The organism is Haloactinopolyspora alba, assembly GCF_003014555.1.
GTDB classification, from domain to species: domain Bacteria; phylum Actinomycetota; class Actinomycetes; order Jiangellales; family Jiangellaceae; genus Haloactinopolyspora; species Haloactinopolyspora alba.
Map to the genome: position 1 here is coordinate 467347 of NZ_PYGE01000002.1, position 13209 is coordinate 480555.

7 protein-coding genes are annotated in these 13209 nt (G+C 70.7%); 4 read left to right on the forward strand and 3 right to left on the reverse strand.

The window, feature by feature from the left end; all coding sequences use genetic code 11:
• Positions 1-65: 65 nt before the first annotated feature.
• Complete coding sequence (locus CLV30_RS04655) at positions 66-1781, reverse strand: sialidase family protein (protein ID WP_129710835.1); 1716 nt, start codon at positions 1779-1781, stop codon at positions 66-68.
• 681 nt (positions 1782-2462) lie between these two features.
• Between CLV30_RS04655 and CLV30_RS04660 the strand changes: the two genes are divergently transcribed.
• On the forward strand, positions 2463-2816 hold the full coding sequence (locus CLV30_RS04660; RefSeq protein WP_129710834.1) for a hypothetical protein: 354 nt from the start codon (positions 2463-2465) through the stop codon (positions 2814-2816).
• Between the two features lie 2 nt (positions 2817-2818).
• On the opposite strand, the gene CLV30_RS04665 is transcribed toward CLV30_RS04660, so the two are convergent.
• The gene (locus tag CLV30_RS04665) at positions 2819-4807 is read right to left on the reverse strand and encodes an elongation factor G (protein WP_106535987.1); all 1989 of its coding nucleotides are present in this window, start codon (positions 4805-4807) and stop codon (positions 2819-2821) included.
• 198 nt (positions 4808-5005) lie between these two features.
• On the opposite strand from CLV30_RS04665, the gene CLV30_RS04670 reads away from it, so the two are divergent.
• The 3 genes from CLV30_RS04670 (at position 5006) to CLV30_RS04680 (ending at position 8114) form a co-directional block, all read left to right on the forward strand.
• Complete coding sequence (locus tag CLV30_RS04670) at positions 5006-5506, forward strand: hypothetical protein (RefSeq protein WP_106535988.1); 501 nt, start codon at positions 5006-5008, stop codon at positions 5504-5506.
• Between the two features lie 136 nt (positions 5507-5642).
• Complete coding sequence (locus CLV30_RS04675) at positions 5643-6680, forward strand: ferric reductase-like transmembrane domain-containing protein (RefSeq protein WP_106535989.1); 1038 nt, start codon at positions 5643-5645, stop codon at positions 6678-6680.
• Between the two features lie 87 nt (positions 6681-6767).
• Complete coding sequence (locus CLV30_RS04680) at positions 6768-8114, forward strand: TIGR01777 family oxidoreductase (RefSeq protein WP_106535990.1); 1347 nt, start codon at positions 6768-6770, stop codon at positions 8112-8114.
• Positions 8115-8174: 60 nt separating this feature from the next.
• Here CLV30_RS04680 and CLV30_RS27490 read toward each other — a convergent pair whose 3' ends face one another.
• Positions 8175-13169, reverse strand: coding sequence for a ThuA domain-containing protein (locus CLV30_RS27490; protein WP_106535991.1), 4995 nt, complete (start codon positions 13167-13169; stop codon positions 8175-8177).
• Between the last annotated feature and the right edge of the window lie 40 nt (positions 13170-13209).

Consider the following 13209-nt stretch of genomic DNA (forward strand, 5'->3'; position numbering starts at 1 on the left):
GCGTGATCGTCAGGGATCCGCTACTGCTCTGGCGCGAGAAGATCCCTGACGATCACCGTGAGTGGTTACGGAAGCACCGGCACTCGGGAGACGTACTGGTTCGCCGGGTCCATGGCGTCGCTCCGGGTGAAGAACGACAGGAAGTCCGTGCCGTCCGTTCCGAGCCCGACGTAGTCCCCGGGGAAGAACCCGCCGGCGAACGGCAGGTCCGCCGTGTCGAACGAGGAGTCCGTGACGCGGACCTCGCCCGCCGGTGTCCAACTGGCCGGGTTCGAGCAGTCCGCGTGGCAATGCACGACGAACTGGTCCGTGCTCGCCTCACCGAGGTCGTCGCCGACCCCGTCGTCCGGGTCGTTGTTGCGGAAGTCGTAGTAACTCACGGCCACGACCCCGTCGTCGTTGACTCGGACCATCGGGACGAACGCCTGCCGGTTGCCGAGGGGGAGCTCCGTCGGCGTCTGGTTGATCTTGATCGGATCGGACCAGGTGGACCCGCCGTCGGTGGACATCATGAACGCGATCTCGTCGACGAGCCGGGTCGGGTCGCCGAACCCGCCGGCCTCGGCGGCGCTGAACCGGGCGTCCTGCCAGACGACGTACAGGTTTCCGTTGTTCGGGTCGACGGTCACCTCCGGGATCACGTCCGCGGTCCGCACCGCGTTCTCGCCCGCGAGGGTCGCGTCGCCGGTGGCGTCCGGCAGATAGACACCGACGAACGGCGAGGGCGTGAACAGGGTTCGTGGCAGCATCTTGGCGGCCCGGATCGGCCGGCCGCGAGGCTCCCAACGCTCGCCCTTGTCCGTGGAGGACTTCAGGGCGACGTTGAAGTCGAACTGCGGGCCGCCGTCGTCGTTCCTGAAGTTGAGGATCTCGTTGAAGACGTCGACGAGCGTGCCGTCGGGCAGGACCACGATCTGGTTGCCGATGGTCTGGTTGATGCCGCCGGGATCGTAGAGCTTGCGCACCGGTTCCCAGCTCTGGCCGCCGTCGGTACTTCGCGTGAAGACGGCAGCGCCCTTGAAGGCGAGCCCGCCGCCGAAGACACCGCGGTCGGGGTTGCGTTTCGCTCCCTCGTTGAGGTCGAGGAAGTCCCACACGGCGTAGACGTGGGAGCCGTCCGCGACGGTCGGGTCGGCGGTCATCGTGTTCTTGTCGTGCAGGCCCCCGCCTTCGTCGACGGCGAGCGGGATCGGCGGACCCCACTCGGCGTCGGTGACGACGCCGTCCGCCAACGCGGCGGCCGGGACCTTCTGCGCCACCATGCCGTTTCGTCCGGAGAACGCCCCGGGCTTGCCCTCGGGAAGCTCGACGTCGAAGACCAGGTGCATCAGGTGCAGGTCACCGTTGGGTGCGAACGACAGCCACGGGTCCGACGCCCGGTCGAACACGGCGAAGCCCCCACCGGCCGCAGCCGGATTCTCGGTGCAGTCCGTGGTGTTCGGGGGGATCAGGCTGGTCCAGCTCGCTCCGCCGTCGGCGCTGAGCGCGAGCACGTTGCCGCGAGATCCGCCGTCGCTCCAGCGGTCCTGCTGCCAGAACCCGGCCATGACATCGGGGTCTGCCGGGCTCACGTCGAACCAGGGTTCGACCTCGCTGTCGAGGAACAGTTGCGAGTTCTCGTCGACCGGGTCGAGCCCACAGGTCGCGTCGAACGGCGTGGCACCGGTGACCTGAGCCGGCGTGGTCGAACCGAGCGGTCCGGCGACACCCACCAGGCCCGGGGTGAACAACGCCAGGGCGCCGAGCGCCCCCAGCGACGCCACCAGACGTCTCGTGTGCATCTACCTCACCTCACTGATTCCGGACCCGTGTCTCGGGCCGGGTCCTTCCGCCCTGGCTCCCTGACGGGGCGACCTGGGTGGATCAGGTGACGTAGCTGCTCGTGGCTACCGCCGGCACTCGGTCCGTGACGCGCCCGAAGGGAGTCTTTCCTCTTCGCGCCGGCGTGGGCCCGGCGGAGCCACAGCCGGCGGGGGACGGGCACGGGCGCATCGGCTACCGTGCCCGTCCGCCGGCTAGTGACGGACGCGTACGTGTCCGGTGTGGTCGTGCTCGACGAGTGGACCGAGATGGTCTGGACGTGCCCGGCTCGCGGCGGAGTGGCCTGCGCCTCCGGGAGATGGTGTTGTGCGCCGCATGACCCGCCCCCCTTCACAACAGCACGTACCAGAAGCTACTCCTCGTCGGCCATTAATCAAGTGCCGCTCGGTGATCGTCAGGGATCCACTACCGCTCTGGCGATAGCACATCCCTGATGATCACTGAGCGAGGCGAGCCCGGAACCGGCCGGTGGCCGTTCCCGTCCTAGCTGTGCGGGAGATGTTCACCGGCGTGGTGGGAGGCGGCTCATGAGCTCGCGCAAGTTCGGCATCGTGGTTGGGGTTGCCGCAGTTCTTCTCGGCGGATGCGGCGCGTCCGAATCGCCCGAATCGCCCGACTCGGAGTCATCGGACTCGTCGGGCGTGTCTGAATCGTTCGACTCGACGACATCGGAGATGAACGCGGCCTGCGCGGCTCCGTTGACGCTCGTCGACCCACGGACGGCCGCGCCTGGCGAGGAGATCCGGGTCACGGCCAAGTACATGGCGAACGAATGCAACGACACCGGGCGCGATATCGAGGTCGATGGCCTGAAGAACCAACACGTCGTGTGGACTCAGGGCGCGGCCGAGATCGAGCTCGCCGTCGTGGACGCCGACGACGAGACCTACGAGGCGAGTACGACGGTGACCGTTCCCCTCGACGCCGGCGACGGTCCCGCGGAGATCGCCGTCGGCCGCGCCGAGCCCGCCGAGCTCACGGTGCGAGCTGAGTGAAGTCACCCGGTGTTCTCCAGCCGGTGCGCCAGGCGCAGCAGGTACTCCTTGCGGTCCAGCGGGTTGTGATCGGTGCGGGGCCGGCTCGGTGGCGGGCCGCTGACCGGCTGGTAATGGTCGAAGCCGCACTCCAGCACGCCGTCGCCGTGGGTCAGGGACGGGAGCAGGCGCTGCAGCTCGTCCGTGGTCGCCGCGGGAACCGTCCCGTCCACCACGAACGTGCGGCCCTGCGCCTCCGCCGCGCCGGGCACGGCACGTAACCGCGCCAGGGCGGGCAGCACCGACCCGTACACGTCGTCCGGCACCTCGAGACGGAAGCGGTGCATCGGCTCGTGCACCCGGGTGCCGGCCTGCCGCAACGCGCTCATCAGCACCAGCGGCGTCAGCTGTCGGAAGTCTCCGGCCGAGGTGGATATGGCGCTCCATCCGGTGGGTGGCGCAGGCGTGTAGGCGGAGTCCGTCAGCGTGACCGTGCAGTCGGTGACCCGCCATCCGTGTAGCCCTTGATCCAATGTCCGGTGGACGGTCTCTTCGACCGCCTTCACGAACGCGTGCGGCAGCGAGCCGCGTTCGATCCCCAGCCGGAACCGCACCCCGGCATCCACCGGCGCGGGCTCGACGCGCAGCCCGACACCGGCGCGGAACGGGTTGTCGTCGGCGCCCATGATCTCCACGGCGGTCCCGGTGCCGACTGGACGCTCGATGAACAGCGTCGTCGTCTCGCGGAACGCGACGTCCAGGCCGTACTCGTCCGCCAGTGTCGCCTGGAGCACCTCCTTCTGCACGTCGCCGTAGAGCGAGACGGAGATCTCCCGCCGGACGTCGTCCCGGCGCAGGCCGATCAGCGGATCCTGCTCGGCGAGCTGGGTCAGCGCGACGTGCAGGGCCGCAGGGTCGGCATGCTCACCCGGAACGACGACGGCCTCCAGCGTCGGCGGGGCGAACTGGTGCTCGCGCGTGCGCTGCGCCGGAGGTGAGCCGATCGCGTCTCCGACGCGGACGTCGTCCAGCCCGCGGACGGTGCCGATCTGCCCGGCGACGACGGTGTCGCGCGCCACCGCGGCGCCGCGGTCGAAGACGTGGATCGCGGTGACCTTCGACTCGCGGCCGTCCCGGAACGGCACCGTCTCGCGGACACGCAGCGTCCCCGAGACCATCCGGACGTAGGCGATCTTCTCACCGGCCCGGCCGCGCCCGACCTTGAACACCACACCCGACGGCGGTCCCTCGGCGCCGCCGTCGGTCGTGGGGAGCAGCGCGGTGATGCCGGCGACGAGGTCGTCGACACCCGCCCCGGTGATCGCCGAGCCGAAATACAGCGGGTGCACCCGAGCCCGCGCCGTCTGGGTGGCGAGCGCATCGCGCAGACGCCGGCCCGAGGCCGCCGCCTCGTCGTCGACGTAGGCCGCCAGCAGCGCGTCGTCGTGCTCGGTGAGCAGGTCGAGCAGCGCCGTGGCGAACGACGTGTCGGCAGCGTCGAACGGCACGTGTCGGGCCTCGCGGGTTTGCGCGGCGGCGACCGAACCCATCGGCAGGCAGTCCGCGGTCAGCTTCTCGCGCACGTCCTGGACGACGTCGTCCGGACGGGCGCCGGCACGATCGACCTTGTTCACGAAGACCAGGGTGGGAATGCGCAGGCGCTGCAGCGTGCGCATCAGCACTCGGGTCTGCGGCTGCACCCCCTCGACGGCGGAGACGACCAGCACCGCGCCGTCGAGAACGTTCAGCACCCGCTCCACCTCGGCGATGAAGTCCGGATGGCCGGGTGTGTCGATCAGGTTGACCGCGACGTCGTCGACGACGAAGGAGGCGACGGCGGACTTGATCGTGATGCCCCGAGTCCGCTCCAGGGCGAGGAAGTCGGTCCTGGTGTCGCCGTCGTCGACCCGGCCGACGTCGTCGATGACACCGGCGGCGTGCAGCAGCCGCTCGGTCAGGCTCGTCTTACCGGCGTCGACATGCGCCAGGATCCCCAAGTTCAGTGTTCGCACGACGTGTCATGTCCTCTGCGTAGATGCGGAATCGCTGCTGAGTGGACATGCACGTACGGCGCATGGGGTGTCCTTCCGTTCGGCGGTGCTCCGGTGCCGACAGTGCACCAACGTCCGGCCCGGCCGGGCAACCGAATTTCGGCGTTCCGGTTCGTTTATGGTGATCGTGTGTCCGGCCCGGGACGAGGATGGCCGCGCGTGCTGCGCGGCGGATTCCTGGCCTGCCTGTGTCTCGTGGTGTCGCTGCTCGGCCACGCGGCCGGCGGCGGCGCCGTCCACGTCACCGCCGGGCTGCTGGCGGGCGGGCTGGTCGTGGCCGGGTCGTGTATCGCGGTGGCGGGTGCGCAGCGCGGCTTCGTGGGCATTCTCGTGGCGACCACGGCCGCGCAACTGTTGCTGCACCTGCTGGCCGGCGCCGAGGCGCACCACGGCCACGCCGGCGCGGCCCCGTCCGGCCCAGGCATGATCACGGCGCACGTGCTGGCGTCGTTGGTGGTCAGCGCGATCGTGGCGGACGGCGAGCGGCTCGTCTGGACCCTGTGCGCCCTGGTGACGACGCGGCGGCTGCGCGCCCTTCTGGACGTGACCGCCCCGGCCCCGCCAACGGCGTCGGCGCCCGCGGCCGTCGCCGCCGTCCCGATCCCGACGCACGCCTTTCCCCGGCAGGGCGCCACCTGGCGCGGGCCGCCGCGTAGTTGACGTCCGCCTGATCGCGGCACTCGGCGCTCCGCGCCGGCCGCGAGCGGACCACACGCGTCCCCGCTGCCGGGCTGCGACCGCGACCCGGCAGGTCCCGCACGAGCTCAGTGCGCCCGGCATGAGTGCAGAGGTTGTGATGTCGATGCCCGATTTCTCCCGAACTCGAGGTGCCCGCCCGCGACGATTCGACACGGCAGAACTGGGACGCGATCTGCGCGCGGCGTCCTGGGACGCGGGCGCCGCGCTGGCCGTCACGATCGGCCTGTTCGTCTGGTTCTACCGGCGCGTCGAGACCGGCGCCTCGGCGACTGTGCAGATCATGCCGATGCTGGCCGACGCCGACCGGTACTGGTTGTACTGGCTGTGCCAGGCGTTCGGCTGGGCCGGCCTGCTGTGGGCCTGGATCACGGTGATGCTGGGGCTGGTGCGCTCGAGCAGCCGGCCCGGCGGGCTGCGAATATCGGCGGCGCGGCTGGAGAAGTGGCACCGCACCACCAGCCTCACCACGATCGGGCTGATGTTCGCTCACGCGTTGGCGTTCTTCGCCGAACGGGTGCGCGGCAACGGCGACGGCCACGGCGCCGTTGGCCGGGTGTTCCACGCCTTCGTCGAGGTGTTCGTGCCGGGAGGCTACGACAGCGGCACCGGCCGCACGGCGATCCTCCTCGGGCTGCTGGCGTTCTACATGGCGATCCCGCTGGGGCTCGCCTACTACTACCGGCAGGCCACGGGCTCGCGGGTCTGGCGGACGCTGCACCGGTTCGTCATCGTCGTGTACGTCCTCAGCGTCTGGCACACGCTGCTGTACGGCACGAGCGTGTGGTTCGACGGCTGGTTCCGCACCACCGTGTGGCTGCTGCAGATCCCCGTCGCGGCGCTGCTGCTGATCCGGCTGCTCGCGCCGGCGCGACCGAGCGAGCGGTTGCGCCGTGACCGGTCGGCGAGTATCGGTTTCGCCGCCCGGGCGGCCGGGCGGGTCACCGTGGCCGCGACCGTCGTCGTGCTGCTGGTCGTCGCGGCCAGCGGGCGCGACGGCGGGCGCACGCCCGGAGGCGAGTCCGCCGAGCTGACCGTCACCCAGGCGATGATCTGGGCCGGTCTGGCCGCGCTCGTGCTGGTCGTGGGTGTCGCGGTGCACCGCTCGTGGCGCCTCGCCCGCCGCCCGTCCCGATGACCGGCGGGTGAGCACCGTCGTGATCGGGTACGTCTAGGGTGAACGGGCACTGGTTGCCGGGCGTGGTGGAAGGGCGGTGGCGCCGCGATGGGTTTCGTGACGTCCCAGGTCGTCGATGCTCCCCTGGACGAGGTGTTCGCGTGGCACCAGCGGCCCGGCGCGGTGCACCGGCTGACGCCGCCGTGGCAGCCGGTGCGCGTGCGCTCCGAAGCGGAGTCGCTACGGGACGGGCGGGCCGTGCTGTCCGTGCCGCCCGGCCTGCGCTGGGTGGCCCAGCACCGCGCGGACGGCTACCAGGAACGGCGCCGGTTCACCGACGAGCTCACCTCGTTCCCGTTGCGGACGTTGACGCGGTGGCGGCACGTCCACGAGTTCGACGCGGCCGGCCCGGAGTCCACCCGGGTGACCGACCGCGTCGACACGCTCGTGCCCGATGCGCTGCTGCGGCCGATGTTCGCCTACCGGCACCGCCAGCTCGCAGCTGACCTCGCCGTACACGCCGCACATCGGGAAACTCGCGAATCCGGCGCAGAGCCGATGACCGTCGCGGTGTCCGGCAGCAGCGGCCTGGTCGGGTCGGCGTTGACGGCGTTCCTGTCCACCGGCGGACACCACGTGGTGCGCCTGGTGCGCCGGCCCGCCCGCGCCGGCGACGAGCGGCACTGGCGACCCCACGACCCGGACGGCGACCTGCTGGTCGGGGTCGACGCCGTCGTCCACCTGGCCGGTGAGCCCATCGCCGGCCGGTTCACCGACCGGCACCGGCGTGCGCTGCGTGACAGCCGCATCGGACCCACGCGACGGCTGGCCGAGCTCGCCGCCTCGACCGACGGCGTGCGGTGCCTGGTGACCGCGTCGGCCGTCGGGTACTACGGCCCCGACCGTGGAAGTGAGGTGCTCACCGAGGACAGCCCGCGCGGCGACGGGTTCCTGGCCGATCTCGTCGACGAGTGGGAACGGGCGTCGACGCCGGCGCGGGACGCTGGCGTGCGGGTGGTGAACGTGCGCACCGGCATCGTGCAGTCTCCTGCCGGCGGCGTGCTGCGGTTGCTGTATCCGGTCTTCTTCGCCGGGCTGGGCGGCCGGATCGGCGACGGCAGGCAGTGGATGTCGTGGATCGGTATCGACGACCTGCTCGACGTGTACCTACGGGCGGTGCTCGACGAGCGGCTGACGGGCCCGGTCAACGCGGTCGCGCCGGCCCCGGTGACCAACGACGAGTACACCCGTGTCCTGGGCCGGGTGCTGCGGCGGCCGACGCTGCTCACCGTCCCGTCGGCGGCACCCCGGGCAGTGCTCGGCACCCAGGCCGCCGAGGAGTTCGCCCAGGCCAGCCAGCGCGTCGAGCCGTACCGGCTGGCCGGCCTGGGGCACCGGTTCCGCTCTCCCGATCTGGACGGGACACTGCGGCACCTGCTCGGCCGCCTCCCATGATCATCGGCACTAACCGGCCATATAGGCGGCAAAGTGCCGATGATCATGGGAGGGGACGGGTCACCGTCCGCGGCTGGGGCGGCCGACGTCCGACTTGGCCGCCGCGGCGCGTATCGCACCACGCTCCCGGGCGTCGATGACACCGGCGGCGACCAGCGGATCGAGGACGTCGCCGACGTGGCGCACGAACGCTCCGTGCGTCCGCCACTCACGTCCGTCCTCGATCAGGTCGTTGATCGTGCAGCCGTTCTCGGTGGTGCGGTTCGGCACGCCGCTGTCGACCGAACCGGCGACGACGGTCGCGCGTGCGTCGGGCTGCGGACACGGCGACTCGGGCTCGTCGCCGACGGGCCCGATCCAGATGTCGCGGAACTCCACGTCCGAGCCCGGGTGGTGGTTCTGCAGACCGATGTGGCCCTCGAGCGCCCGGCTGCCGTCACCGGTGTAGGTGTTCACCACCTCGCCGTTGAGGATGACGGTGTACTCCTGCCCCACGGCCTTGATCTCGTAGGTGTTCCACTCGCCGATCGGCCGCGCCAGCAGGTCGGTGATGGTCGCGAAGTTGTAGATCGAGCCCGTCTTCTGCGGGTCGCCTCCGTCGGGGTTGTCCTCCAGCTGTGCTTCGTAGCCGCGGACGCTGTCGTCCGGCTGGCTGACCCACGGCCCTTCCCAGTCGCGCGGCGCCGGGAAGCGCATGAAGACGCCGGAGTTGTCGGTCGGGTTGTTCATCCGGTACTTGAGCTTGAGGTGGAAGTCGCCGAACGACTCCTCCTCGTACCACAGCAGTCCGCCCGATCCGCGACTCATCAGCGTGCACTCGTCGGTCACGGTGAACGACCCGTTCCCGAGGTGCTGCCAACCGTCGAGCGTCTTGCCGTCCCACAGTGAGGTGAAACCCTCCGGCGGTTCCGCCGGCTCCGGGCACGGCTCCGGCTCGGGCTCCGGCTCGACGTCCGTGGTCATCCGGAACCAGTCGAACGAGGCGTCGATGACGGGGATCGACGGGTCGCCGTTGCCACCGGACAGTGCGGCCACCCCGACGTCCCACGGCCCGGCTCGGTCGAGGTCGTAGGGGCGTCCCAGCGGCGTCCAGTTCTCGCCGTCGGTGGAGTACGCGGCGGTGGCCTGGGCGCCGTCGCTGGTGATGCGCAGCTCGAACGTGGTGGGGAAGTCGTCGGGCAGCGCGACGTAGTCGGGGTCGGCGTTGCGGGTCTGACCGTCGGCGACGGTGAAGAACGACATCCGGCGGCTGCCGTCGGGACGGGCCATCACGACCGCCTTGGCGAAGTCGTCCTGGCCAGCATGCAGGACGAGCCCGGCCTGCTGGTACGCGTCAGTGGGGTCGATGGTGACCCGGGTCGTGGCCTGCCACGCGTCGTCCGGCGCGGGCTGCATGATCAGGTTGGGCAGCTCGAACATGGTGGCGGTGAGCTCGCCGTGCGCCGTCGGCAGCGTCAGACTGCCGTCGCCCAACTGGTAGCCGCTCGGGTCGTGGCCGATCGTCGACGACCACATGTTCAGGTCGAGCTGGTCGCCGTCGAACTCGTCGCTGCATTCCTCGGGGCAGTCCCGCGGCGCCCGCGCGACCGTGACCGGGACCTGCGCCGTGCCCTGCCGGCCCTCGGCGTCGGTGGCCGTCACGACGGCCTGGTACTCGCCGGGCTCGGTGTAGGTGTGCGTCACCGCCGCACCGTCGGCCTGCTCACCGTCACCGAAGTCCCAGCTGTACCCGGTGATGTCGGACCCCTCCGGGCTGGTCGCCGACGCGTCGAACGAGACCTCCAGCGGCGCCGCCCCCTCGGTGGGTGTGGACTCCGCGGTGACCTGGGGTCCGATGGGCACCGAGACGCCGTCACCCTGGAAGCGCAGATAGTCGAGCGCGAACAGGTCCGGGCCGCCGGACGTCCACTCGTCGTTGCGGAAGACCATGTACAGCGTGAACGTGCCGCCCGGATCGGTGACGTCGGCCGTGCGCTCGACCACGTCGTCGTAGCTGCCGGTCACCGGCACGTCCACCGTCCCCAGTAGCTCGCCGTCCGGCGCGTCCTTGCGCAGCTCGATCGTGCCGCCCATTCCTCCGGACGACACGCCGAACCTCACGGCGTCGATGCCGGTGAGGTCGACGGGGGAGTACGTGATCCAGTCGCCGTCGGTGACGTCGCCGATGCGGGCGCCGGCACGGGCCTGTTCGCGGTCGTACACGGTGATGCCACTGGCATCGGCGAAGTGCTCGCCCTCGGTGTCCTGCGGATTGAGCCGGACGGCGTCGCGCCCGGTCAGCGGGTCGACGCTCGGCGCCCCGGCGTCGGTGTAGGTCGCGTCGAGCACGTAGTAGAGGTTGGTCTCCTGCCCGTGGCTGCCGTCGAGGATGGTCGGCACTGACCCTTCGCAGGACGGGTAGTTGTCCAGCGGGTGCGAGTGCTCGTTGTGGCCGAGCGAGGCGCCGACGACGACGTCGGTGCAGGCGACGCCGCCGTCCTCGACGGAACCGTCCTCGGCGTCGGTGACCTGGACGTCGTAGTCGACGGCGTCGCCCCAGTCGAAGAACCCGCCGTGGGGCGGCCAGGCGATGCGCGTGTCCGGGCGGGTGTTGCCGGCGGAGATCCGCACCGCCGCGACGGACTCACGGCCGTGCGAGTCGGTGACCGTCAGCAACGCGGTGTAGCTGCCCGGCTCGGTGTAGGTGTGCGACGGGTGCGCCTCGCTGGAGGTGGTGCCGTCGCCGAAGTCCCAGTGGTAGGTCATCGGCAGGCCGGACGGATGGTGCGTGCCCTCGCTGGAGAAGTCGACCTCGAGTGGGAGCTGCCCGGACGTCGGCGAGCCGGTCGCCTCCACGGCGGGTGGCCGGTCGCCGCCGACGTAGTCGATCCGGTAGATGCCCGCCCCCCGGTTGACGTCACCTCGGCCCTCGCCGGAACCGCTGCCGAAGTCGATGGTGTAGAGCGAACCGTCCGGGCCGAACTCGGCGTCGAACGGGCCGCGGAAGTCGGCCGACCCGAGGAACGGGTTGATCGACAGCAGATCTCCCTCGGAGACCGGGGCGAACCGGTCGTGGGAGAACTCCATGTCCTGCTCGGCGAGGGTGATCGTCTTGTAGAAGCCGCGGGTGTACTCGAAGACGAACCACTTGCCGTCGTAGTACTCGGGGAACTTGGTGTCGGAGTCCAGCTCCGGGTCGTAGTCGTAGACAGGCCCGCTCATCGGCGCGGCGCCGCCGTAGCCGAGCTCGGGGAACTGCTCGGACGGGCCGTACCCGTACCAGATGAACGCCTCCTGCACCGGCGGGAGCTGCTGCAGGCCGGTGTTGTGCGGTGAGTCGTTGACCGGGCCGCCCGCGCAGTCGAACGGCCCGCCGGACTCGCCGGTGGCGAAGTCGTAGTCGATGTAGGGCTTGTTGTCGGCGACGCAGTGCGGCCAGCCGTAGTTGCCGGGTTCGGTGATCCTGTTCCACTCGACGAGCCCTTCCGGGCCGCGCGCGGGGTCGGCCTGGGTGGCGTCCGGGCCGTAGTCGCCGACGAGCAGCGCCCCGCTGTGCGGGTCGACCGAGATGCGGAACGGGTTGCGGAAGCCCATCGCGTAGATCTCCGGGCGGGTCTTGTCCTGGGTGTCCTCGGACTCCGGGAACAGGTTGCCGTCGGGGATCGTGTAGCTGCCGTCGTCGGTGGGCGTGATCCGCAGCACCTTGCCGCGCAGGTCGTTCGTGTTGGCGGCGGTGGCCTGCGCGTCCCAGGGCGCGCGACCCTCGCGCTCGTCGATGGGCGCGTAGTTGTCCGACTGGGAGAAGTCGGTGTTGTCGCCCATCGACGCGTAGAGGTTGCCCTCCGGGCCGAACTGGACCGCGCCGCCCATGTGCACGTTGGCCAGGCCGCGGTCCCGGTAGGTCGGGAAGTCGAGCAGGCGCTGCTCGGAGTCCATGTCCAGCACATCGTTGGCGAAGTCGAAAGTGAACCGAGAGATGTTGATCCGCGCCACGTCCGGGTCGGAGTACATCGCGTAGAGCCAGCCGTTGTCGGCGAAGTTCGGATCCAGGGTGAACCCCGTCAGCCCGTCGGAGTGCCGGGCGGTGCTCAGCCCCAGCTCGAGGTCACCGATGGTGGACACCTCCAGGGTGTCCTGGTCGATCATCTTGAACTGGCCGGTGCGCTGGATGTAGATGACCCGGCCGTCCGGCGTGACTTCCAGCTCGAACGGATCGGCGAGATCGTCGGTGAGCTGCGTCTTCGCGAAGCTGTCGTCGTCGGTGGCGCCGCAGTCACCGGGCACAGCCCCGGCGGCCCACTCGATGCCGCCGAGCAGGTGGTCGCCGAAGGCGGGCTCGTCGAACGCCGACGGTGCGTGCCCGCCAGCGGTGTACCACGAGCGTCCGCCCTCGTAGACCTGGCACCAGGAGTACGGGTGGTCGACACCGGTGTTCAGCCCGGGGATCCCGTCGCGGAGCTTGACCTGCGCCAGGACGTGCACGTCGCCGGTCGGGTTCGGGCCGAGGTTGTACCACTCCTCCTCGCGCTCCCACAGCTGGGGGAGCGCACGGGTGGACGGATGCACCTGGTCGAGGACCTTGATGCGGCCCGGGTAGGTACCGCCGGTGTCGCCGAAGTCCGGGTGGTCGGTGAACGACGCGCCGACCAAGCCCTGATACCACTGCCAGCCCGGCTCGGTCGCCGCGGCGTTGTGCAGGCCGACGTACCCGCCGCCGGCCTCGACGTAGCGGGTGAACGCCTCCCGCTCGGCGCCGGTCAGCAGCGGCGCGGCGTCGGTGGAGCTCGTGTTGTTGAAGACGACGACGTCGGTGTCGGCGAGAACGTCGTCGGTGAACACCGAACTGTCGTCGGTGACCTGGACCTCGAAGTCGTGGGCCGCGCCGAGACGTTCCACGAGCGCCTTGCCGGCGGGGATCGACTCGTGGGCCACGTCGGTGGTCTCGGAGTAGACGAGCGCGCGGAACCGGGGCTCCGCGCGCTCGCTCGTGTCGTCGGCGTGGACCGGCTGGGCTCCGAGCAGGGACGCCAGGACGGCTCCTGACCCGAGGGCCGCGAGAGGGATGCGTCGGTTCATCGAAAGGCTCCATCCGCTGAGACCAGGCAGGAAAGCGCTT